The following is a 25,072-nucleotide window of genomic DNA, read 5'->3' on the forward strand; positions in this document are numbered from 1 at the left end:
CAAAAATGTACATGATTACATTGACATTTATAGAAGGCAACCTCTATTCGGACTCAGTCCTCCTTTTTCTTGCCTACTCTGTCCGAAGGCAACTTCTATTCGGACTCAGCCCGCCTTTTTCTCGCCTGCTCTGTCCGAAGGCAACCTCTATTCAGACTCAAACCTCCCTTTCCCTGCCTCTCCTGTCCGAAGGCAATCTCTATTCGGACTCAGTCCTCCTTTTTCTCGCCTGCTCTGTCCGAAGGCAATCTCTATTCGGACTCAGTCCTCCTTTTTCTCTCCTCTCCTGTCCGAAGGCAACCTCTATTCGGACTCAGTCCTCCCTTTCCCTGCCTCTCCTGTCCGAAGGCAACCTCTATTCGGACTCAGTCCTCCTTTTTCTCGCCTGCTCTGTCTGAAGGCATCCGATTCTCTAATCTCAATAAAATTCCAGGCACATTAAACCAGTCAACGCATCCTTCGGTTCAGTCACTCAAACAAAAAAAGAGGCCTTTCCCAATAATCTTGAGAATCGCCTCTTTTTTACTTACTGCTCTCGCGTATTTCTAACTTGGTTGAAAGAATGACTTGCTTAGTAATTTTTCGATCGTCAAGCTTTTCTAGTAGCAAGTCAACTGCAGTTTCACCCATGACTTCTGTGAAGATTTTTACGGTGCTGAGTGGTGGGTGAAGATATTTCGAAACACTAATATCATTGACACCAATAACACTTACTTGGTCTGGGACAGACACCTGAGCTTCATGAAGCGCTTTAAGTGCACCGATCGCCATCGAATCATTCCCCAAGAAGAAGGCAGATGGCAGTTGATTTTCATGTTCAGCGATCGCTTGCTTCATCAACCCATAGCCATCGTTGACCGAGAAACTACCCATGTAAACTAGCGATGGATCATAAAGGTCTTTATTCATCAGAAACCGTTCAAAGCTAATCCTACGCGGATCCTCAATCACCGCTGTCTGGTCTTTAAACGTTTCTCTTCCGCCAATATACCCGATTTTTTTATGACCATGGTCTAGAAAGTATTGCAGAACATTTTCTGTTGCACGATAAAAATTACTTAAAACAGCATCGAATTGGTCTTCATCCGGTGAAGAATCAACAAACACAATATTCTCCGACTGCTTCCGCAATTCAAGCGCTTGTTTCAAACTAAATTTTCCAATAGCGATAATGCCCTGAATTTCTTCTGTTACTTTTAAATTCTCCATCAACAATTTCGTTGTCTGTATGTTTAAGGCCTCGCAGCGGTTTTCAACACCTAAACGGATGGAGTGGTAATACATATCATCTAGTTCTTCCTCTTCGGTGTACCAGGTGACAATCGCCACTTTATAGGAAGTTGGTTTCTTGGCTGCTTTTTTCCGATAGTTCAACGCTTCCGCTACTTCAAACACACGTTGCTTTGTTTCTTCTCCAACCGATAAACTGGCATCATGATTGAGTACCCTTGACACAGTTGCAATCGAGACGCCAACTTTTTCGGCAATATCTTTAATTGTCGCCATCGTACTCTCCTTCTGATTTTTATAAAAAACGGAACCTCTCAATAAAGGAGAGGCTTGATAAGCATTATAGGCCTTCCGTTAACTTTAATCCGTTCTCAATTTCCTCTACTTTAATAAAGAACGGTCGTTCACTACCATGAGGGGTATCTGGATAATGGGTGCAAAGATGAAGTTGCATCTTTAGGTCACGGAATAGACTTGAGTGCCCTGCATTTCGATCCATCAATAACTTCTCATCATGCTCCCACTCCCCGGTCATATCCCCATTCTTCGACCTTGCAATGGCAACGGTATAACCGCCAAGGCCTTCGTCTCCGTAGTTCGGGACTGAATAGCTAGACCACAGGAGAATTAACTCACCATTCTTCGCTTTATATAAAAATGGTGCATCTGTTAGATATCCAGTTTTCTCAATACGCGGATCACCAAATTTCCGAATCCATGGCATGTCCGCTGCATTTAAAATTTCAATCGGCTCGCCAACTGCTGTTTTCAGGTCTTTTGATAAACGAATTGCCTTGATCCTGCCCTCATGAAGTTGCGTCCATTCATGGCAAAAGACCATCCATCGCTCTCCATTTTCATCTTGATAATAAGTCCCGTCTAGGCATTCCCACCCGTTTGGTGTAATGGACCCTTCACTATGAGGAACATATGGACCCGCTGGATGATCCGCAGCGAGAATTCCGGTTCCGCGATGTTCACCAATTCCACCTTTAAACGAAGCGAACATATAAAAACGACCATCGATTTCGAACACTTCTGGCGCCCAGTAATGCCGTACTCCCCAGAACCCTTTCGGTGGGTCAAAAGCAACATAAGGTCCTTCCCACTCTTCAAGATTATCGCCTACATACACTTCAAAGATTGGGTCCTTGTCGCCACACCCATCGGCGAAGGTTGTTCCAAACAGATAATATTTTTGTTCTTCATGAGAGGTAAAAATAAAGGGATCTCTCATATGAATCTGGTCTCTTTTTACCTTTTTAACACTTCTGAATCCTACTTCCATCTTACTCACCTTCTATTTTATAGGGTAGCTAGCGCTTCCGTCCAATCCTATTTGATTCCGGTATTGGTTACACTTTTCACAATATGTTTATTGGCCAATAAGAAGATAACAACGGCTGGAATCGTCGCAATCACGGTTGAAGCCATCATTTTTGCTGGGTTGACGAAATTGGAGCCTTGAATCAACGTCGCAATCCCTAGCGTAATCGTCTTCATCTCATTTGAATTGGTGACAAGAGATGGCCATAGGTAGTCATTATAGATTGCTAGGAAGGTAATAACAGCCAGTGTCATCGCAACTGGTTTAATCGCCGGAAAAATAACATGGTATAGAATTTGCCATTGAGAAGCTCCATCTAGATAGGCTGCTTCCTCCAAGTCTTTCGGGAACGACAATAGGAAATTGTAAACCAAGAAAACCCCCATTGTACTTGCCGTATAAGGCATAATGAGCGGAATATAACTATCTAATAGTCCTACCTCTTTAAACATGTAGAAGGCTGGGAACAAGGTAACGATACCAGGAACCGCCAATGCCGCGAAAATCATTCCTAAAATCACTTTTTTACCAGGAACATTTAATCGTGCTAATGCGTAAGCAGCTAGAATGTCGACAACTACTACGATAATCGTTCCAATTGCTGTGATGAAAGTTGTATTAAATAACCAGCGGAAAATCGGTGCTTCTGTCACAGAAGAGAATATGCCGGTATAATTTTCCAACGTCCAAACTTGCGGTAAAATACTTGAACTCGCCATTGACTCACTCAATGTTTTAAAAGAAGTAAACACCATCCAGATGAGCGGCAAGAGGAATAATATTGCAATGATAGTCGCCAAGGTTAAGAGCGGGATCGCTTTACGCGTTGATCTTTTCATCTTCATCACTTCCTTTTAGTCTTTCTTTCGGTAGTTCAACCAGTATTGAAAACCGAGAATGACGGTCATAATAATACCCATTAACAGGGCCATAGCAGAACCAATACCAAGCTGATTCATCCCAAATACGGATGTTTGAATATTCATGATGAGAGAGTTCGTTGATTGTTCCGGACCACCATTGGTAATCAAACGGGTTTGTCCATAGAGGTTAAAGGAAGCAATCACCGTCATAATGACAATGAAGAAGCCTACATTTTTAATCTGAGGATACGTGACATATCGAAACTTCGCCCATGCACCTGCTCCATCTAGATCAGCGGCCTCATATAAGGAGCTGTCCACTTCATTCAATGCATTAATAAACAGCATCATGTTAAAACCAATGGTCCACCAAACGGTTGCAATTAAAATCGTTAACCAGGCATAAGGTTGTTCACCGAGCCAGTTTACCGCATCCTTCATCCCTAGAGACATCAAGACATTATTGACAAATCCACCGTTATTGTTAAAGAGCCAAAGGAAAATGGCAGATACAGCTGTTACGGATATGGAATAAGAAATAAAGAAGATCGTTCGATAAATGGTTTTGAACTTATCAGGAAGATTGTCAATAATTAATGCTAAACCTAAGGCAATGAGCACCAAGGGCGGAACACTAATCACAACGAAATACAGTGTATTTTTTAAACCAGTGATAAATAAATTATTGTAAATTGTGCCGGACGTGAGAATCATCTTATAGTTATCAAGGCCAACAAAGCCTAAATTCCCCGCAGAAACGTTCCAGTTGTGGAAACTGATCCATATGCCCAACCCTAATGGTAGCGCCCAAAATAGCAAGAAGAAAATGACAAATGGGGAAACCATCAGTACCGACCAGATTTTATAGGAAGCTCCTTTATACATCGTTTGTCCTCCATTCGAAAGAACACTTCGTCCTTTCCCTTTTGTTTCAATTATCTTTCTCTATTAGAAAATAAAGAGTGGATTCTGTCTCAAGACATCACCACTCTTTCCTTGTCTTCAAAGTTATGAGAAATGCGCAATCGCCCTGTTCAGCAGCGTATGGCCTGGAGCCCTCCAACTGAGATAAAGGAAACACGAAGAGCGTTAGCGCATTCGTGCTTGACTTATCGTAGGGCGGAGAGCGAAGGACACTAGCCGCTAGGGCGCTGGAGCAAGACAATTCTCTATGTTTAACTTATACCCTTGCTTATATAGAGGAAGGAATGGCCAGTGAGCCATTCTCCCTGTTTATCCTTACTGCTGTGGAGCAGTAGCAGCAATTTGTTTCGCCATTTCGGTTGCTTGCTCTAATTCTTTCATTAAATCGTCTTTTGTGATCTTTTCAGTCGTAACCAATTTACTAAATACAGATTCATTCATATAACGCATTTGCTCTCCGAATTGGTACACTTGCGGAGCACTTACATAATCATCGAACTGTTGAGAGTTCTGGTACGCAATTTGGTACGTATCTTGATCTGCGCTGATTTTTTCTAATGTTGCTAAATGTACTGGAGCTTGTCCACCATCTGCCCAGTTAATTAAGTTTTCAGGTGTATACATAAACTTCAAGTATTCTGCAATACCAGCTAGTTTTTCTTCATCTTTTACATTTGTAGGAAGAGCGATTGTGTGGGAGTTTCCATAGGCACCAGCCTGTGAACCAATTTGTGGAATTGGCGCAACTCCTAGGTTATCAGCATACTTTTCTTTTGCACCACCGTAGAACCAAGGTCCTGTAAGGGCTACAGCAGTTTGATATGCTTTTCCTTCTTGTGCTTCTTTCATAAACGTTTGGAACTCACCATCTAAACCAAGACCAGCTGGTGAAACTTTATCTTTCCAAATCATGTCATGGAATTGCATTAACGCGTCTGCATACTCTGGTTGAGCAAAATTCATGTACCCATCTTTGTCGATATCAATTCCATTTTGGGCAGCAATCATAAGCATATAGAATTCAACTAAGCCACTTGAAGGGACGCCTAAAGCATAAAGATCCTTACTTTGAGCTTGTAGCTCACCGTTAAGTTTTACTAAATCTTCATATGTTTTTGGTGCTTCTTTTACAAATTCTTTGTTGTAGAACATTGTTAAAGGATGGATATCAAGCGGAACAGCATACATCGCATCGTCTAGTTTTACCGCATCGATCCCTGCTTGATGAAAGTCAGCTTCACTAATACCAGCCTTTTCAAGAACTGGTGTGATGTCTTGAATTAACCCATCTTGTTTATATGTTTCAAGATTATTACCGTGGATCACTACAAGGTCATAATTGCCGGATTTGAATTTTGTATAATGGTCTTTTTCTTGTAATTCCACTACTTCATACTTATCTTGTGAAGCGTTGAAAGCGTCGGTAATCTTTTTCATATAAGCTCCGTCGCCACCAGTAAAGCCATTGATGAAGGAAATCTGAACTTTTCCATTTTCGCCTTTTCCTGACTTTTCAGAGGAATCTCCGCCTCCTGAACAACCAGCTAATACTAAAAATACAGTTACTACTAGTGCGAGCCACTTTGATATTTTTTTCATGCTGTGGTTCCCCTTTCTATTATCCCATTGTTACTTTCAACACACATGAATGTGAAAGCGCCTTCAACGTAATAATAGTATATACATGTAGAACAGTCAATATTTTTTACTAAAATTTTAACTAAATATTTTAGTAAATTAACCGCGGTAATAAACAGGTTATTTTACTAAAAGGTTTTTAACGTAATAGGTTGTAATTCGTATAGAGTGTATTGACTCTATCTGTCTCTTAAGATGAAATAAAAAGATTGACTAATTCTCATTTCCCCCATAACACTTCTTACCGGTGTAACCTCACCACACCTGTTTTGGCATAGCGGTTATGATGCATTAAAGTTACCCTATCAATTTCTTTCAGTGATTTGTTCTTTCTCTAATTCGTACTCTATTAAACAGAAGAGCCCTCAACATATTGGATGATAAATTGTCATCCCCTACCTAGTAAGACACAGTGCCTGTCCCCTTGTCCCACCTTTGTGTTGATCGTTTGTAAAAATAATTGAGCTGGTGTAAAGATTGATAAGGTTTTGTAAATATATGGTATCTATGGAAAATGGAGAATAATCTAGCATTTCAGAGGAAAAAGAGTTTAATAACGAGTTAATGCGGATCAATCCTATTTTTTTATTCTAGCTTTGAAGACTTATACTACAAATGCTTTTACTACTATTTTTATTGGAGGTATTACAAGAGCGATGAACAAGAAAATGACTGAGATGAAAAACGTACTCAATTGGAAGAAGATTGTTGGTGTTAGCGTGATCGCAGGCTCGCTGTTCAGTACTACTTCTGCATTTGCGGCAGTTGACCAAGATCAAGAAACAACTAAATATGGTTTTCAGGATCGGGTGAACAAAGGTCAATTGATTTATCAAGATCAAACTGATAACGACTTTGCAAATGTCTTACAAAATATCCAGTCAAAAAAGGCCGTTCAAAAACAACGTTTAGCTCTTTGGGCAGAACAAATGTCAACTGCAAAAGGAAATCAAATCATGCAAACACAAGCATCTGATAGCTTCTCCACACTAGAACAAGCTGGTCAGAGCGAAGAGAATGAACAAGATCAAGCGACGGATATTGTCGAACTTCAAGACCAAACAGGTGATGGAAATGAGTTGATTCAAGATCAATTATCCTTTAATGAAAATGCTCAAACCCAATATACAATTGGGACAAACAATAGCCAGACACAAGATATTTTAAGTGAAATTGATCAACTAAAGGCAGGTTTCGGTTCTCGCCTTAGTCAAATTCAAGACTCGCTTAAATCCAATACCCAAAACCAAAGTAATACTGGAAATGGAAATACACAAGATCAATTCGCCTACAATGATTCGGATGCGAGCCAAAGTGCAGATGGGGATCTTATTCATCAACTTCAAGGCGCATATGACACCCACATCCAAAATCAACAAACTACAGGGAACGGGAACTATCCTTTCCAAGATATCTACAATGGAACAATTCAAGGGCAAGAAGCGTCTGGAAGTGAAATGACACAAGATCAACTAGCAGATAATGTGTCAGAACAAATAACGACTGTTGCTGGCAATCAGAACGATGCTGACCAATCTTCTTACAATTTTAATCATCAAAATCAAACTGGAGAAGTCGGAAATGTTCATCAAGACCAAGCTTCAACAAACCTTACAGGTCAAGGTGCGGATGTAACTGGCAATGGAAACTACTTGATTGAATATGGTGAAACAGATACAACTCAAACGCAAGCAGGATATTCTGGTGCTTATCAATCACAAGGTTCTTCAAATGCAACCGAACAAAGTGGAGTAGTAGCCGGTGATGAGATTCATCACGATCAATATGTTTATAACGGCTTAGACCAAAACCAATTGGGCCTAAATGAAACGGTTCAAAACCAAGGTTCTTCTACTATGAATGGACAAGGTGCTAGTGCTCCTTTTTGATAGAAGACTGATTCCACTCACTTGCCTCACTTGCAACACTGCTGAAACTAATGCTTAAGACTGAAGCAACGATAAATGCCCCAATTACTTTTTTAAACAATGATCGTTTCCCCCTTAATGTGTTTTTCATTTGAATGTAGAAAGCTCCATCCAATAAAAAACTAGATGGAGCTGAAATAAGTGAAATCACCTTAGTTTGCAGATTGACCTTGAACGATGGTAAAGCTGGAAGATTGATTTTGGTTTACGTCATCGCCTACTGAAATCGCAGATTGTGTTGTTGTGACATCAGAGCTCTGGTTTTGCGCGGCGTCAATTCCTTCCGCAACATTTTGCATTTGAGTTGTATCATTCGTACTTGTTTGTGCCACTGCATTGTTATCACCAGTAGAATTAGATGTTTGGCTAGTGATCACTTCTGAATTTTGATTTTGATCATCATTAGATCCTAATTGAACCTGTGTAACGCTGTTTGAGCTTCCTTGTTCAATCAAATGAAGGTTGGGAAAAAATGATGGAGATAAAAAGAAATAAAATGGACACGTTCAAGAATGAATTCAAAGGTGCCGCTAGCTCTCTGCAAAGACACTCCGTCAATATGAGAAGCCACCAACTTCAAAATGGACAATCTAAAGGTGAAGCGACTGCCACACAAAGTAGTGAACTGAACATGGATGTAGACAGCAAACTAACGACCGACTCAACGGAACTAAAACAAGAAACCAAAGGTTCAGGCTTGATGGAACAAAGTACGAAGACGGAAGATGCTGCTACTCTCATACAATCCCAAAGCAACACAACTAGCGTATACCACTTTCAAGCCTCCATTGAAGGCGGACCATCCCTTCAAAATCAAATGGTTCAGGTTCATTCGTTTCAATTTTCCTCCGTTTTTGATAGAGACAGAGGTTCATTGTCTCAGTAATGAATACTTAAGATAAAACCTCGGGATATGGTTTGAACTGCACCCAATTGTTAGACAACATGATCTAACAATTGGAGTGTAGGTTTAAGGGGCTAATACCCTAAAAAAATAAATGATCATTTTCCTTCTATATTCCTCTACAGTTGGCCCGCAAAAAAAGCGATCTCCTACCAATTAGGTAAAAATCCAAGAACCTTCCTCCTTTTGCTTTCGGTCTCCTCAATTCATTACTAATTGCTAAACCTTTTTTCCAGCTCTGTGACAACACTTGGATGGTGAAAGTTACCGTTCCCCACTTCTCATCAACTTCTCATTTCCTTCACCATATATACTCATTGTCAACCGGTAATATAAGGATATGAACTTAAGGATATGAACTTAAGGATATGAACTTAGAAAAAAGAAAGAGTGGGAGGAACAACGAGATGGCTTTAGAAGTGTTTAGTCGCAGAGAGCAGAAGTATTTGATTACACGCAAGCAATATGAATTGCTGGTCGAAATGATGGGACCGTATATGCGCTACGATAAGTTTGGCGACCAAGGAAGGTATACGGTGACAAGTCTGTATTTTGAGAATCCAGAGAACAAAATTTATTATGAGGTAAAGAATAAATTAAAGTTTCGCCAAAAGTTGAGACTACGAATCTATAACGATACCGACTTAAATGGAACTGCTTTTTTTGAAATCAAGCAAAAGCATAATAAGGTCGTCAACAAAAGACGCACAGGGATTCCGCTAGTCCAGGCTTATCACTATCTAAACTCGCCCTATGAACATGCGTCACCAGTTTATTACGATGTCTCCAATCCGCAAATCATGAAGGAGATTGATTATTTTCGAAAATACTATGATTTAAGACCCGAGATGGTCGTTAGCTATGATCGTCACGCCTTTCATTGCATAACGGATCCCGATTTACGGGTGACCTTTGACTTGAATTTGCGTTGCCGGAACGAGGACCTGAGGATTGAAAATGGGTCATACGGTCAGAACTTTATTGATCCAGATCTTGTCGTCCTTGAGGTGAAAGTAACACACAGTGTTCCGTTATGGTTGGCACGTATTCTGCAATCACTAGAATGCGAGCAACGTAGTGCCTCAAAATTCTGCACAAGCTTGGAACTATTAAAGGGGGAAACACTCCCGGTTCTAAATGAAGCTATAAAAGAAGCCGTATTAGTAGGAGGAAGATAACCATGAATGAATTACTAACATTTGGTTCCGCTGGGGAACAAACGATATGGATGAGTTTTTTAGCGATGATTGCAGCCACAGGATTAAGCTTGATTATTACGAAGGTATACCAAATCACTTTTACAGGGGAACATTATTCCCAGTCCTTTGTACACACGATTGTGATGATGAGTGTGGTTGTTTCTGTCGTGATGAATGTTGTAAGTGGAAACGCAGGCGTCGCATTCGGTTTATTTGCCGTCTTTTCACTGATTCGCTTCCGTAGTGCCGTGACTGACGCGAAAGACATTGCCTATATCTTCTTTGGTTTATGTGTCGGGATGACTTGTGGTTTGTTTCAAATCAGCCTGGCCATCATGTTAACTGTTATGGCAAGTTTGGTTTTTTACCTACTTTATAAATTCGATTATGGGAAAGGCCGAGATACTCAAGTGTTAAAAGTAACGGTCCCTGAAAATTTGAATCACGAAAATTTGTTTGATGACATTCTTGTATCCCATACGAATAGTTATATTCTTCGCCAAGTAGAAACCACCAACCTCGGAACCATGATTCGCTATACATTTGATATTCGTAGTAAAGAAGAAACAAAGGATAAAGATTTGCTAGATAGAATCCGCGAACGCAATGCCAATCTGCAAGTTTCCCTTTCTTACTTGGAGAAGAAGTATTAAGGGACAAAGGGACAGGTCCCTTGTCCCAGGGACCTGTCTTCACCTTTTTAGAATCACAACGCATAGGTAACCGAACCAAACCACTTACCGATTCAAAAACTCTGCTACGGCCGCTGCCACTTCAAAACGGTCTTTTCCGGTTAAGGAAATAATCTTATCTGCTTGCAAACCACTAGTTGAACCGCCAACCACATACAATTCTTTGGCAACCTTGCCGTTTGGCAGTGCCGCTCTTGTATAAATTGGTGCTTTTAAACTGGCGGCTAACAGTTCAGCTGACGCAAAATCTGGATAACTACCTATCACAATTGCCTTATCCAACAAAGCCGATCCTCCGTTAGATTGTGTTGGCGTTGGCTTAGCAGGCACTGGTTTCGGCACTGGGGTTGGTGCCGGTTTTGCTGGCGCTGGTTTCGGCGTTGGCGTTGGTGCCGGTTTTGCTGGCGCCGGTTTCGGCGTTGGGATTGGTGCCGGTTTTGCTGGTGCTGGTTTCGGCGTTGGCGTTGGTGCCGGTTTTGCTGGCGCTGGTTTAGCTACTTCCTTTTTTCTCAAACCATATGATTTGACCACCCCATTTACATGCCCCTGAGCAATCTTATTAATAATGGAACTCATTTTAAGCTTCGCAGCATCGCCTGAGTTGTCTATGAACAAGTTTTCCGTTAAAATTGCATCCATTCTACTTTCACGTAGCATATGAAAGTCAGCAGTTTTCTTTCCACGATCACGCACACCATCTAATTCCTTCATTACTTCCGCATGGAGGATATCTTGGTTTCTTTTGGTCATCCCACCAATGCCGGGAAAAATAAATGTCTCAAATCCATTTCCTCCTCCAGCGTTGATGTGTACCGATATCAGGTAGTCAGCATTCCAATTATTCGCCATATCTGTCCGTTGCCGAAGAGACAACGGTTTGTCTGTTTCACGACTTAACTTCACTTGGACATTTTCATATGTTAGCAACAGTTGTTGCATCCTTTTTGCAATCTGCAACGTCAAATTCTTTTCCTGTAGCCCATTCCCCACAGCACCTGAATCTGTACCGCCGTGGCCAGGGTCAATAAAAATTTTCACCATATTAGCATCGACTCCTTCTATCTCATACCTATGTAGGAGGAAAGATGACGTCGTGGGCTTTTAAATGAAAACCAACAATTACCACTTTAGCAAGCCGTGATAAACCGACACAGGATATCTCACTTTTATACCTGCAGAAGAGAGATGAAGTTGGGACGCTATCCTGGCTCAGTCGGAATATGATACCTTCCTCATAAGCAACTGTGTTTCTATTAATAGATGAAAGCTTGCTAGAATTAATACATAAACAATGGATGAATTGAATATTTCACCATATACTCCCTATTAAAAAGAGGTAAACATTCAAGATATAAAAAGAATGTTTACCTCTTTCTTCTATATATCATATTATCGTTTCATCACTAGCTTGTTCAGCATTCACTAATTAGTTCCCCATTTAAAGCGGATATATAGAATTCAACCCCCGATGGACCATAATACTGTCCATTCTCATTGTTTATATATGGATTGGTTTCTTTCTCTTGTTCCTTCTCATGGTTCAGCCCATCTTGATCAAAGTCTTCTTCATGATCAAGGATCCCATTGTTATTTGTATCGGAAATTAATGGATTTAACTTAATATGCTTTTGTTTCTCTTTCTCTTCTTCACTTATGTTATCACCACTGTCAGAGACAAAGTGTTTCCAATCATATTCCATGCATTCTAAAGTAAATAGGAAACTAATTTCAGAATGAAAGACGATTTCAAAATGGTCACTTAACCCATCTCCATCAGTATCCGCTTTGTAAGGGTTTGTTTTAAACTTATGAATCTCTAATTGATTGGGTACACCATCGTTGTCCCAATCATGGTTGATAGACTTATTTCGAACGATTGGAGTATCTCCTTTAGAAAGGTTTATACTTTTTGAATATTTCTCTGATGATTGGGGGTTATTTTCTGATGAGCTTCCTTCTCCAGTTGTCGGAACTTCTTCATTCGGTCCTTCTTCTCCAGATGTTCCTGGAGCTTCCTCATTTAACCCTTCTTTTCCAGGTGCAGCTGGAACTTCCTCCTTCGGTCCTTCATCCTCGGGCCGTTCTGGGCTCTCTTTACCCGGAATATCTTCGTCATCATCGTTTTTGTTGTAATGAGCAAAGAAATTTAGATCAATAATACTTTCTAACGACGATTGCAAATCAGAATCATTGTTTTGATTAACCCGAACTTTGTTTAAGATTGATAGAGAACCCCAATCAAAAGTGCGAGAATACTTTTGTTCTTTTTCGACCTCATTATGGTCAACCACCAGTTCTTCCTCAAAGGAATCTACTTCTTCATCATTGACCATGATAGATTGAAAAATTCTCACCACAAAATGCGTTACTTCCTTAATAACCTTTAACCCATTTGAAGTTGCTGCTGTTACCCTTCCCTCTTCCTCTTCTGTTTGATCATAATCCGCTTGTACTTCCACACTTTGGTTTTGCTGGACCGTAGCTTGTCCTGAAGTTTCAGATTGATGACTCTGCCGAACGTGAATTGTTGAGTCTTGACTAGAATCATTTGAGTCTCCTATTTTATCGGTCCGATTTTCTTGTTCTGTATGTATTTCTGCTTCTACCGTTTGCTCAAGATAATCAGTCTTATGTTCTGTGCTAAAAGATTGATTTTGGTCTGTCACAATCTTTGTATGCTGACTTTGAGCTTTCTTCTGCTCAACCTTCAACAACTGATTGGATTCTACCGTTACGTTCTGTTCCTGTTCTGCCTCTACCTGGTCAACATCTGATACTGTTTGCCCTTGTTCTACAGCCAATTCAATGGATTGCTCTTGTTTAATTGGGTGATTATCCTTATTTTCTTGAGACCATTCTTCATTACCATCATACACATGCTGTTCGTCCTCACCTGTGACGTCTTGATTTTGAACAATATAATCTGTATGATTACCTGTTTCCATCTTCTGATCTTGGCCAATCGCAACGTTACCAATCTGACCCTCTTCCTGATTTTCAACGTCTATTGCGCTCGAAGTCTGAGCCAGAACAGAATTAGAAAAACCTCCATAAAACAAAAGCTGAACCATCAACATCACAATGAATATTTGCCTAAACACTCACTACACCATCCCCTATACGCTGCAAAATTAATCAATTTTACAACAATCATACAACCAATTTTTGTTGAAACGATAAGGTTCATCTATTCTTTACAATAAAATTACAAAGCACGGGACAAGGTGCCTGTCCCCTTGTCCCCGTACTAATAGGCCTCCTTTAAACATATCTTTTTTGTAAAAAGGCTATGAAGGGGTGGAATGGGATTGATGAACGTTAGGGTTCGGTTGCGGCCAGTTGTGAGTAGGCTTAATTTGCCTACTGTGATCAAAACAGCCTTTCTTCCGGGTGATTCGATTGAAAGCATATTTGTCGCTACACAGGTGGGGGAAATTTTCTACATACGAAACGGAAGTGTAAGAACGTTTGTTGATCTTTCCTCGCGGATTATTAAATTAGGTGCTTCAGGCGGCTATGATGAACGGGGGTTGCTGGGGCTTGCGTTTCATCCTAAATTTTATTCAAATGGTCTATTTTATCTTCATTATTCTGTAGCTGGAACACAAGGTCCTGGTGCACTTTCTGATGGTTTTGAACCGAACCCGTGTGATCCTGATACGTTAAACCTACATTGGCAAAATCGAGAAAGGGACTTTGATCATATTGATACTGTAGAAGAATGGACGATTCAAAGAAATGGCCAACCGCAAAAGCGCCGGGCACTTCTTAACTTGAGACGCCCGTTTTCAAACCATAACGGGGTCAATAGCTTAACCTTCTCACCTGAGACAGGAAAACTAGTGTTAACGACCGGAGATGGTGGTTCTGGCTTTGATCCCTTTAACCTAGCTCAGAATGATGTAGAGATTGCCGGTAAAATCATTGAAATCGATGTTAACAACTACCCCTCCGACCTTCAAACACCGGTTGTGACACGTTTTAATGAACTTCCCATTCCTATCCAGGAAACGCTCTCTGTTATGGTCAAAGGAGTTCGCAACATCCCTGGTATTTCCTATCAAAGGTTTCATCAGCAGTATAGAAAATATGTTGGCAATGTTGGTCAGGAGTTGGTCGAGTCCATTTTTTCATTTAGAACTTATAAACCGCTACTGGTTACTCAGCTTGTTCAAGCGGCTGCAATGAATGTTCATTCCGACCAAAGTGGATTGATCAACCTTGGGTGGCGAGGATGGGAAGGTGATTTACCAACTGCTCTGGTAAGAGGTTGCAGTGAAACCTCAGATTTAGATGAGAAAACAATGGTTTTTTACAATGAAGCAATCTCTCTTTCCGGAAGTCGTCTTCACCCTTTAACCAGTTATTTTCATAAGGATCCTAGATCGGATAAGTTTGCTGGAACTGCTCTGACCGGAGTGCAAGCCTATAGCGGGAATAGCATTTCTGCTCTTAGCGGAAAACTTGTGTTTACCGATCTTGCTCGGAAAGATGCTCACCCTCAGCGAGGGGCTTTGGCATTTACCACCATAAGAGCTGATGGCAGACCAAACGATTATCGAGTAATCCAAACCGATTATGATTATGGAACTAAATCTGCCTATTATGTTAGCTTGGGAGCGAATCAACATCAAACAAGGCTATTTTTAGGGGTCTATGAATCAATGAGAGTAACAGATTCCTACAAAGGTACAGTTTTTGAGATTGTTCCCTGAAATATTATCAGTAAGTCCAGTTTTTTTACTCGGCCGATTCCTTATGCGAAAATGGACTTTAATTTTATAAAAAAGAATAATCCTATCTCTACCCAAATCCAACTATAAAAAAAGGAAAATAAAAAGATCCCAACTGAAGCTCGGAAGGAAAAGGATCCAGATAATACTGGACCAAGAACGGGATAATGGAATAGATAGAGCAGACTCATTATCCCAACCGTTAAAAAGCTGGCTCCCGTCACAATAATGCTTGATTTTTTATTAAAAAGGGAAAAAGCCGCGCCGATTCCAATCCCTAACAGCCCTGTTGTAAAAGGAAAAATAAATAATTCACTTGGAACCAGAATCAGAAGCAATAAGGTGGTAAGAGAGTAAGACAACACTCCCATCCGTAAGGCAAACATTGCGCCAATAAGAATTGGCAGAGTGGCAAATGGGCTAATCATATAGCCGATTCCCGGTAAAAAGCCACCTGCTGCTTGAAGAATAGTAGCCATACATGCGAGAAAGGCGCAGGTAACAAGCCTCCTCCCTTTTGAATGTTTACAAAAAGCGAATTGTACAGATCGGATATCATCTGGAATTGCGTTCACATAGCCCACCTCATTTAAATAAATCGATTGATACAATATATGGCAGGTTTGTTAGAAGCGGGATAGTCATAAATTGAGGGAGTTGTGCCTTGTACCAGTTCTTCAAGGACTTAGGGACAAAACGCCCAAACAATTCTTTAGGAATTAGCTCATTTTAGATGTGAATCTTTCAAACTTGTACTCTCCACACTCTTGCTAGGGATTTTTCTTGGTTGTAGTAGTAGTCATAAGCACCTAACTAAGTTACCAATTACCCTCTATTGTCCTTCATTGAGATGATGAAGGTTTTTTTATTGGTACCTCCCTTCAATTAAAACTATTTTAGAGCAGAGCAATACAGTGTCTGACTTTTCCTAGGAACTTGAGATCAAAAAAAATTCTGGGACATGGTGCCTGTCCCCTTGTCCCACCTCCTTCTCCCCTCTATACTAGAGGAAGCGGTGAACGGAAAGCGTTTTCTGCCAAGACCCTTATGGAACACATACATCGAAGGAGATTTTTCTGATGAAGTCACGAAAGCACTTTTATAACTTGAGCCATCGAACTCTTGTCCCTCAAGGGGCCCTTGTCCCTTCCCTCATCATCGTTTTGTTTATTTCTGTGATTCTGACTTTCTATTTCTTTAAAGAGACGATTCATATTGAGACACCTATGAACGGAAAGGGTGTGGCGAGCGAGGGAGATAAGCATTTTGTTCTGATCATACAAGAGTTAGAAAATCCTTATTTGCAGGAACTTTATGCAGGTGCAAAGGCTGCGGCTGGGGAGAAGGATGTGACAATTGAGTTCTGGGGTACAGCACAAACGAATGTGGATGATCATATTAAGCTAATTGAAATGGCTATCGCTTCGAAGGTGGATGGAATTTTAACGCAAGGTCTCACTCACGAGTTTGAGCCTGTTATTAATAAAGCTGTGGAAAGTGGGATACCGGTTATCTATGTGGATTCTGATATAGAGAATAATGATAAGCGTACTTATGTTGGTACCGACAATTACCAGGCTGGTTATGAGATGGGGGTAACCGTGCTTGAGGAAACCTCTGGTAAAACAAAGGTTGGAATTTTGAACGGAAATTTAATTAATAGCAATTTAGAAGAACGAGTACAAGGCTTCCTTGATGCCATAGGGACAGAAGATCGAATGCAAGTGGTCGCGATTGAAAGTTCCAATTTAAGTAAAATTCAGGGAGCTGAAAAAACGTATCGTATGTTGAAGAGCCACCCGGATATTTCCATCATGTTTGGGACTAGCGCATTAGATAGCTTTGGCATTGTTGAGGGGATTAAAAAAGCGAACCACGCCTCAGAGGTACGAGTTTACGCATTTGATGTCCTTGAAGAAACGATTGATCTATTAAAAACAGGGGAAATTCATTCTGCTCTTAAGCAGGAACCCTACCAAATGGGATACACAGGTGTAAATTTACTGCTGGACACTATTCAAGGGAAAGAAATTGAGGACAATATTTATACTCCAATAAGCATTTTAACGAAAGAAGATGTTGAGAATGAAACCGTTTCCTAACCTATCCATTTCCGTCAGAACGAAATTCATCTTCTTTTTCATTATCTTATTTTTAATCATGATTAGCTTTTCCTTGTTTGTCGTTTACAATAACAATCAAACCATCCAGCAATATACAACCATTCAGGAACGCTTTTTTTTGCTAAACGATGTTTCGCAAAAGTCTGCACAAACGTATGAAGCGATGGAAACCTTTTTGATCAGGCAGCTTCCAACCGATTTAGACCAATACCAAGCTAGCCGTAAAGAACTTAACACTGCAAAGAGCAGATTAGAAACGAACTTTCAAAATGAACTCAACTTTATCGAAACGAAAAATTACCAAAATATCATTGATAGCTTTATAGAAGAAAGTGATTCTGCTGTCTATTCTTTATTAGAGGGGGACATCGAAGCTTATTCTGCAAGCCAAAAAGAAGCCTTCATGCTAATTGGTTTTATTCAGGATCAGACCTTAACTCTATTAAATGAAGACCTATCGATGTTTCAGACTTATTATAATGCGATTAACAAAAGAAATGACTATGTGCAGCTTACCTTGGTGTTTATGACGATTGCCGCGTTGTCTTTTGGTTTAATCATCACTTATTTGTTCAGTCAAAATATTACTCGTCCCATTTATCGATTAACACATGCTGCTCGAGAAGTAGCTCGGGGAAAATTAGACGGCCCCACCCTTCCTGAATCAAACGATGAGATTGGCTTTTTATCGAAAACCTTTAATAAAATGCGCCGAGATTTAGAACATAATGTACGTCAACTAAAGGAAAAGTCAGAACAAGAAAAACTTTTGAAAGAAATGGAATTGAAAAGTCTACAAAGTCAAATCAACCCTCATTTCTTATTTAATACGCTGAATACCATTTCAAAGTATGCCCTGATTCATGGGTCAGAACAAATCTATAAACTTATTAACTCAATTTCAAAATTACTACGATATAATCTTGGATCAATGGACAAACCTGTCACTCTAGCAGACGAGATTAGTGTGGTTCAAGAGTACTTTTACATTCAAAAAACAAGGTTCCAGGACCGAGTGGATTTTGTTGTAAACGTTTCCGATGAATGCTTATCTCTAAAGCTACCGATTCTTACCCTACAACCTTTGGTAGAAAATGCGTTTATTCACGGAATTGAACCGTATGAGCAAAAAGGAGTGATCGAAATCGAAGGGTACGCACGTGAGGATAATGTTGTGTTGAAAATAAGGGACAATGGAATTGGAATGGATCCTGAAACCAACCGTATGCTTTTAGATAAATCTACGAGTACGTCACGGTCAACTGGGCATTCCACAGGTTTAGGAGTGAAAAATGTATTTAGACGATTAGAATTATTTTATCAATCAAAAGAACGAATTTCCATTGAATCGGAGATTGGAAGAGGGACCACCATTGAGTTAGTATTTCCTAAAAATTTTACGTTGGAGGTTGACTAACCATGTATAGGGTATTAATCGTGGATGATGAAGCAATCGAGCGAAAAGGACTGGAAATGATTCTTAAGGGAAACTTCCCCTCCATTGAAATTGAGGAAGCAGACAGCGGCCGTTCCGCTATTTTAAAAGCAGAAGAATTTCGACCAGATATCATCTTTTTAGATATAAAAATGCCTGGTATTGATGGCGTAGAAGCGGCAAAAGAAATGAAGAAGATGAATCGTTCCGTTAACATTTTTATGTTAACCGCGTTTGACAAATTCGAATACGCGCGACAGTTGATGAAAATTGGCGTACAGGACTATATCCTTAAACCCTATAACCGTGAAGAAATTATCGAGCCCTTTCAGAAAGCCATACAGGAAATTGAACAGGAAAAAGCTAAAAGAACGGAAGAACTCACGTTAAAGGATAATTATCGCCGTGCGTTATCGATTGTCCAGTCACGCGTCATCACATCAATGTTCATGCAAGCTTCGAACAAACAAAATGTCATCGCACTAGATTTAGAGGAAACATTCCAGAAGGAAAGCTTTGTGATGGTCGTAGAATGGCTGAAAAAGAATGAAACGCTCACCCAACATGAACCTAGTGAATTTATCTCTTATATCCAATCAGGATTGAACCACTACTTTCCAAGCTATTTCTTGGGAGAGGAAACGATGAATAAAATCCCGATCTTGATTCAGGTAGATGAAAAAAATATAGGTCAGAAACCAAAGTTGAAGGAGTTGGCGACGGCGTCTGGAAGGGAACTGATTTCTAAGATGAGACAAGCCTTTCCAGACTTCAAGTTCTCGATTGGGATTGGGCGTATATATGATGAAGTTGAAAAGTTTGTACAATCCTACCATGAAGCACTCTATACTCTTTCTTCTCTCAAACGTCCCTATCAAGTTCATTTCTATAGTCAACTACTAGCAGATCAAGAGAATCAGCAAGAGAATACCTACCCTTACGATTTGGAGAAGAAATTATTGGATGGTGTTACTTCGGGGCATGTCGATGACGTACCTACTCATTTTAAAAAATATCTCGACTCCCTTGTTGCCTATACGAAAAATACAAAAGAAATGGAAGAGAAAATCTCTGAGTTTTTAGTTCTATTAAGCCGCCAAATTATGGACTCAGGCATTTCGATTGCCGTTAACCGACATTTATTAGAAGGAAACAGTGTGTTTAAACTTCAGGAAGAACTATTGAGTATCGCGAATCACATTCATTCGATGTATTACTCACAATCTCGGGATATCATGGTCCAGGCAAAGGAATTTATTGCAGATCACTTTGACAAGGCCATCACGCTAGAAGAAGTAGCCGAGGCTGTGAATCTCAGCCCTCAGTATTTTAGTAAAACCTTTAAAGAGCGTTCAGGATGTTCATTTATTGATTATTTAACAGAATTAAGGGTTGAACACGCAAAAGAACTCATTCGTTCAATGCAAAAAAGTGTAAAAGAAGTCTGTTTTCATGTTGGCTATAAAGACCCTAATTACTTTAGTCGAGTGTTTAAAAAATACACAGGAGTTACCCCAAGTGATTTTCGACAATCCGTTTACTAGAGTAAAAGTTTTTCATCATTGCAGAGTAAAGTTCTAGCATTTGGCTAGAACTTTTTTATGTTTACCGCCAAGGTTTGATTAAAAAAATGCTACATCATTAAAATAGTCCTATAAATATTGAAGATTAGCACAATTAACATTCTGCAAATCTAATATTTTCAAGAAAGACATATTAATTTGCTATACTTTTAGATTTTATTAATGACCTTTGTACCATAAAATGAAGACTGTAAGCGATTTCATTAAACCTATAAAGAGGGGGAAATAACATGAAGAAACTAAGTCTATTATTGATCGCAGTTGTAATCGCTACGGTCTTAACAGCTTGTGGCGGAGGCGACAAAGCTTCTGGTTCAAAAGAGGAAGCTGGATTCATCGGTGTATCAATGCCTTCTAAGTCTCTTGAAAGATGGGTACACGACGGAGACAACATGGTAAAGGAATTAGAAAAAACTGGTTATAAAGTCGATTTGCAATATGCAGAAGATGTGGTTGAAACGCAAGTATCACAAATTGAAAACATGATTACAAAAGGCGTTGACGTTCTTGTCGTTGCTGCCATCGATGGTGAGGCATTAACAAACGTCCTTCAAATGGCTGCTGATTCGGAAATTCCTGTAATCGCTTACGACCGTTTAATCAAAGGTTCTGAGCACGTTTCTTATTATGCAACATTTGATAACTTCAAAGTTGGTGTAACACAAGGGAATTACCTTGTTGAAGCGTTAGATTTAGAAAACCAAGCAGGTCCATTCAACATCGAATTATTCGGCGGATCTCCGGACGATAACAATGCATACTTCTTCTATGATGGTGCAATGTCTGTATTACAGCCTTACATTGACGAAGGTAAATTAGTGGTGAAGAGTGGACAAGTTGGCATGGATAAGGTTTCCACGATGACTTGGAGTGCTGCAAACGCACAATCAAGAATGGATAACCTTTTAAGCACATACTACACAGACGATAAAGTAGACGCTGTATTATCTCCAAATGATGGACTAGCAATTGGAATCATCTCTGCACTTAAGAACATTGGCTACACTGACCTGCCATACATCACTGGACAAGATGCTGAGCTTCAATCATTGAAAGCAATCATCTCTGGTGACCAGTCTATGACAGTATTTAAAGACACTCGTAAACTAGCAGAAAAAGTAGTAGAAATGGTTCAAGCGATTGTTGCTGGAGAAGAAGCTGAAGTGAATGATACGAAAACATACGATAACGGTAAAAAAGTAGTTCCTTCATTCCTATTAGAGCCAGTATACGTAGATGCTGAAAACTATAAAGAAGTCATCATTGACAGCGGATATTATACAGAAGATCAGCTTCAATAATTGATCATTGAACAAAAGGATATGCTGGAGTAATTAACCTGGTGGTGATTACTCCTTTTTTAGATAAGGACTATGAAGAAATGTTATTAGGTAACTAAATACTCAATTGAAAAGAATCGATAATAGGTTGGCTGTGTTAGATGAGTATGTTGATTTCCGCTCCAGGCACTTCGCGCACCTTAGGGCGTGCCCGTGGAGCCTCCTCGGCGCTATAAGCGCCTGTGGGTCTCCCCTGCCCCGTACTCCCGCAGGAGTCTTCGTGCCTTCCGCTCCAATCAACATGTTCTTTAACACAGTCCCAAATTAATAAAGAACTTTTTTTACTATCATTCTTTATTTTTATAAATACTTGAACGCATTTCAACCGAATGCTAAATGATTCAATAAATTAGGAATTTCCACTGGTAACTGTTCGATCTTACTAGTTGCGATATAGACTACTATTTCTGAAAAACAAGAGGGTGTGATGATATGAAATCGGAATCAACCATTTTAGAAATGAAAAGCATCACAAAAGAATTCCCTGGTGTAAAGGCTTTAGATAACGTGAATTTAAAAGTTGTCGAAGCGGAAATTCATGCCATCTGCGGGGAAAATGGTGCAGGTAAATCCACTTTAATGAAAGTACTAAGTGGGGTCTATCCTTACGGAACATATGAGGGAGAGATTCTCTTTAAAGACCAACTATGTGAATTTAAGGATATTAAACAAAGTGAAGATTTAGGGATCGTTATTATCCACCAAGAATTAGCACTGATTCCTGAGCTATCCATTGCTGAAAATATCTTTCTTGGCAATGAACAAGCGAGTAAAGGTGTAATTAACTGGAATGAAACCATTAGCAAAGCTAGAGAATTACTAATCAAAGTTGGCTTGCAGGAATCACCTAATACGTTAATCAAAGATATTGGTGTTGGAAAGCAGCAATTAGTTGAAATTGCGAAAGCTTTGTCGAAAAATGTAAAGCTCCTCATTCTAGATGAACCAACAGCTGCACTTAACGAAAATGATAGTGAGAATCTCTTAAACCTCTTGATGGAATTACGAACTCAAGGGATGACATCGATTATTATTTCTCACAAATTAAATGAAATTAAAAAAGTAGCGAATTCTGTTACCATCATCCGCGATGGTCAATCCATTGAAACGATCGCGACAGCAGATATTACAGAAGATCGAATTATTAACGGGATGGTTGGCCGTAGCTTAACAAACCGTTATCCAGAAAGACAACCAAACATAGGTGAAACCTTCTTTGAAGTGAAACATTGGAATACGTACCACCCAATCCAAAGTGAACGACAAATCGTAAAAGACGTCAATCTCCATATTAAAAAGGGCGAAATTGTTGGGATTGCTGGGTTAATGGGCTCAGGAAGAACCGAACTTGCGATGAGTATCTTTGGGAAATCCTATGGCAAAAAGACAACTGGCGAAGTCTATAAAGATGGCAAACAATTAGATTTATCTACTGTTTCGAAAGCCATTAAAGAAGGAATTGCCTATGTGAGCGAGGATCGCAAAGAATACGGATTAATTTTAATGAATGATATAAAAGAAAATATCTCTCTCGCAAGCTTAAACAAGATTGCTAGTAAAAATGTAATCAATGATAGCAAAGAGTATGTCGTAGCTGAAGAATACCGTACGAAAATGAATATTAAGACCCCTAGTGTAAACCAAACAGTCGGGAATTTAAGTGGTGGGAATCAGCAAAAGGTTGTTTTAAGTAAATGGATGTTCTCTGAACCAGACCTTCTGATTTTAGATGAACCAACAAGAGGAATTGACGTTGGCGCAAAATATGAAATTTATACGATTATGAATGAGTTAGCGAGTCAAGGAAAAGGAATTCTCGTAATTTCATCCGAACTCCCAGAAATAATCGGGATGTGTGACAGAATCTACGTCATGAGTGAAGGACAGATCACTGGTGAAGTGGAGAAAGCTAACGCAACACAAGAAGTTCTCATGAAGTATATGACAAATAGTAGGGGGTAACTCATAATGAATTCAATTACTAGTTTATTAAAAAAGAACCTAAAGCAATCTAGTATGGTCATTGCTTTAGTCTTAATTACCTTATTGTTCCAAGTTTTAACGGACGGAACGCTATTAAAGCCCTTAAACATTACCAACCTTATTCTACAAAACAGTTACATTCTCATCCTAGCAGTTGGAATGGTGCTCGTCATCATCACCGGTCATATTGATTTATCCGTTGGTTCGGTTGCTGCCTTTGTTGGTGCGATATCAGCGATTCTAATGATTAACATGGAAATGAACCCGTTTCTTGCTACAATCATCTGTCTTGCTGTTGGTGCCTTAATCGGTGCATGGCAAGGTTTCTGGATTGCTTATGTTGGGATCCCAGCCTTTATCGTAACCCTTGCGGGGATGTTACTATTTAGAGGTTTAACATTAGTTGTCTTACAAGGTCAATCCATTGCGCCATATCCAGAGTCATTCCAAAAAATCAGTAACGGTTTCCTTCCTGACTTTTTCGGTGGAACTGACATTCATATCCTTTCGATCATCATTGGTGTGGCCGTTTCCCTCATCTTGATTGGATTAGAGATCAAAGGTCGTAACAACCAATTGAGATATAACTTCGAAGTAGGTTCAAAAGGGTTATTTTATGCAAAGCTTGTCGCAATCTTTGCAGTAGTCAATACGTTCACATACGTATTAGCAACGTATAAAGGGCTTCCAAACATTTTAGTTATCCTCTTTGCAATCATTGTCGCGTATACGTTTGTAATGAAAAAGACCATTATTGGTCGTCATGTTTACGCTGTTGGTGGAAATCTAAAAGCTGCCTCCCTATCTGGTGTTCAAACGAAAAAAGTAACCTTCGGTGTTTTCGTAAACATGGGTGTGCTCGCTGCTTTATCTGGTTTAATCTTCGCAGCTCGTCTAAATGCAGCAACTCCAAGAGCTGGTAACCTTTTTGAACTTGATGCAATCGCAGCTGTATTCATCGGTGGGGCATCTGCATACGGCGGTGTAGGTACAGTCGTTGGCGCCGTCATCGGTGGTCTAGTAATGGGTGTCATGAACAACGGGATGTCCATCCTTGGTCTAGGAATCGACTGGCAACAAGCCATTAAAGGCTTAGTACTACTAGCAGCAGTTGCGTTTGATATTATCAATAAGAAGAAATCTTAAGGGGATAGGCACAGCGTGTCGCCT

Annotated in this window: 20 protein-coding genes; 11 read left to right on the plus strand and 9 right to left on the minus strand. The window is 39.9% G+C overall.

The window, feature by feature from the left end:
* Window positions 1-522: 522 nt before the first annotated feature.
* The 5 genes from H0185_RS10485 to H0185_RS10505 all read right to left on the minus strand — a co-directional run bounded on the left by H0185_RS10485 (window position 523) and on the right by H0185_RS10505 (window position 5,943).
* On the minus strand, window positions 523-1,506 hold the full coding sequence (locus H0185_RS10485) for a LacI family DNA-binding transcriptional regulator (RefSeq protein WP_221873444.1): 984 nt from the start codon (window positions 1,504-1,506) through the stop codon (window positions 523-525).
* A gap of 64 nt (window positions 1,507-1,570) precedes the next feature.
* Window positions 1,571-2,518: a glycoside hydrolase family 43 protein gene (locus H0185_RS10490; RefSeq protein ID WP_221873445.1), complete on the minus strand. Its 948-nt coding sequence runs from the start codon at window positions 2,516-2,518 to the stop codon at window positions 1,571-1,573.
* Window positions 2,519-2,565: 47 nt separating this feature from the next.
* Entirely contained in the window at window positions 2,566-3,396 is an 831-nt protein-coding gene (locus tag H0185_RS10495) for a carbohydrate ABC transporter permease (RefSeq protein ID WP_221873446.1), read from the minus strand.
* Between the two features lie 15 nt (window positions 3,397-3,411).
* Entirely contained in the window at window positions 3,412-4,305 is an 894-nt protein-coding gene (locus H0185_RS10500) for a carbohydrate ABC transporter permease (RefSeq protein WP_221873447.1), read from the minus strand.
* 354 nt (window positions 4,306-4,659) lie between these two features.
* Window positions 4,660-5,943 (minus strand): ABC transporter substrate-binding protein, encoded by a 1,284-nt coding sequence (locus tag H0185_RS10505; RefSeq protein ID WP_221873448.1) that lies wholly within the window; start codon window positions 5,941-5,943, stop codon window positions 4,660-4,662.
* Window positions 5,944-6,638: 695 nt separating this feature from the next.
* Here H0185_RS10505 and H0185_RS10510 point away from each other — a divergent pair.
* Entirely contained in the window at window positions 6,639-7,871 is a 1,233-nt protein-coding gene (locus tag H0185_RS10510) for a hypothetical protein (protein WP_221873449.1), read from the plus strand.
* Between the two features lie 191 nt (window positions 7,872-8,062).
* On the opposite strand, the gene H0185_RS10515 is transcribed toward H0185_RS10510, so the two are convergent.
* Complete coding sequence (locus H0185_RS10515) at window positions 8,063-8,242, minus strand: hypothetical protein (RefSeq protein ID WP_221873450.1); 180 nt, start codon at window positions 8,240-8,242, stop codon at window positions 8,063-8,065.
* 140 nt (window positions 8,243-8,382) lie between these two features.
* On the opposite strand from H0185_RS10515, the gene H0185_RS10520 reads away from it, so the two are divergent.
* From H0185_RS10520 to H0185_RS10530, 3 genes are all read left to right on the plus strand, one after another.
* Complete coding sequence (locus tag H0185_RS10520) at window positions 8,383-8,796, plus strand: hypothetical protein (protein ID WP_221873451.1); 414 nt, start codon at window positions 8,383-8,385, stop codon at window positions 8,794-8,796.
* A gap of 425 nt (window positions 8,797-9,221) precedes the next feature.
* Window positions 9,222-9,992 (plus strand): polyphosphate polymerase domain-containing protein, encoded by a 771-nt coding sequence (locus H0185_RS10525; RefSeq protein ID WP_221873452.1) that lies wholly within the window; start codon window positions 9,222-9,224, stop codon window positions 9,990-9,992.
* A 2-nt stretch (window positions 9,993-9,994) separates the two neighbouring features.
* A complete protein-coding gene (locus H0185_RS10530) occupies window positions 9,995-10,666 on the plus strand; it encodes a DUF4956 domain-containing protein (RefSeq protein ID WP_221873453.1) in 672 nt (223 codons plus the stop codon).
* An 84-nt stretch (window positions 10,667-10,750) separates the two neighbouring features.
* On the opposite strand, the gene H0185_RS10535 is transcribed toward H0185_RS10530, so the two are convergent.
* Both H0185_RS10535 and H0185_RS24445 read right to left on the minus strand, forming a co-directional pair.
* Window positions 10,751-11,746 carry an N-acetylmuramoyl-L-alanine amidase gene (locus H0185_RS10535; RefSeq protein ID WP_221873454.1) on the minus strand — a complete coding sequence of 332 codons (996 nt, stop codon included), beginning with the start codon at window positions 11,744-11,746 and terminating at the stop codon, window positions 10,751-10,753.
* Window positions 11,747-12,117: 371 nt separating this feature from the next.
* A complete protein-coding gene (locus H0185_RS24445; RefSeq protein WP_221873455.1) occupies window positions 12,118-13,806 on the minus strand; it encodes a hypothetical protein in 1,689 nt (562 codons plus the stop codon).
* A 207-nt stretch (window positions 13,807-14,013) separates the two neighbouring features.
* On the opposite strand from H0185_RS24445, the gene H0185_RS10545 reads away from it, so the two are divergent.
* Window positions 14,014-15,420, plus strand: a complete 1,407-nt coding sequence (locus H0185_RS10545; RefSeq protein ID WP_221873456.1) for a PQQ-dependent sugar dehydrogenase — start codon at window positions 14,014-14,016, stop codon at window positions 15,418-15,420.
* A gap of 41 nt (window positions 15,421-15,461) precedes the next feature.
* Here the strand turns inward: H0185_RS10545 and H0185_RS10550 are convergent, their stop codons facing one another.
* Window positions 15,462-16,013 carry a hypothetical protein gene (locus H0185_RS10550; protein ID WP_343223128.1) on the minus strand — a complete coding sequence of 184 codons (552 nt, stop codon included), beginning with the start codon at window positions 16,011-16,013 and terminating at the stop codon, window positions 15,462-15,464.
* A 504-nt stretch (window positions 16,014-16,517) separates the two neighbouring features.
* Between H0185_RS10550 and H0185_RS10555 the strand changes: the two genes are divergently transcribed.
* From H0185_RS10555 to mmsB, 6 genes are all read left to right on the plus strand, one after another.
* On the plus strand, window positions 16,518-17,540 hold the full coding sequence (locus tag H0185_RS10555) for a sugar-binding protein (RefSeq protein WP_221873457.1): 1,023 nt from the start codon (window positions 16,518-16,520) through the stop codon (window positions 17,538-17,540).
* Entirely contained in the window at window positions 17,524-18,978 is a 1,455-nt protein-coding gene (locus H0185_RS10560) for a sensor histidine kinase (protein ID WP_221873458.1), read from the plus strand. Before H0185_RS10555 ends, H0185_RS10560 begins: the two co-directional genes overlap by 17 nt.
* A 2-nt stretch (window positions 18,979-18,980) precedes the next feature.
* Window positions 18,981-20,540, plus strand: coding sequence for a response regulator (locus H0185_RS10565; RefSeq protein ID WP_221873459.1), 1,560 nt, complete (start codon window positions 18,981-18,983; stop codon window positions 20,538-20,540).
* A 269-nt stretch (window positions 20,541-20,809) separates the two neighbouring features.
* Window positions 20,810-21,880: a multiple monosaccharide ABC transporter substrate-binding protein gene (gene chvE / locus H0185_RS10570; RefSeq protein ID WP_221873460.1), complete on the plus strand. Its 1,071-nt coding sequence runs from the start codon at window positions 20,810-20,812 to the stop codon at window positions 21,878-21,880.
* Between the two features lie 471 nt (window positions 21,881-22,351).
* Entirely contained in the window at window positions 22,352-23,881 is a 1,530-nt protein-coding gene (mmsA, locus tag H0185_RS10575; protein WP_221873461.1) for a multiple monosaccharide ABC transporter ATP-binding protein, read from the plus strand.
* Between the two features lie 6 nt (window positions 23,882-23,887).
* Window positions 23,888-25,048, plus strand: coding sequence for a multiple monosaccharide ABC transporter permease (gene mmsB / locus H0185_RS10580; RefSeq protein ID WP_221873462.1), 1,161 nt, complete (start codon window positions 23,888-23,890; stop codon window positions 25,046-25,048).
* Window positions 25,049-25,072 lie beyond the last annotated feature (24 nt).

The sequence above is a fragment of the Mesobacillus maritimus genome (genome assembly GCF_019749255.1).
GTDB lineage: Bacteria > Bacillota > Bacilli > Bacillales > Cytobacillaceae > Mesobacillus_B > Mesobacillus_B maritimus_A.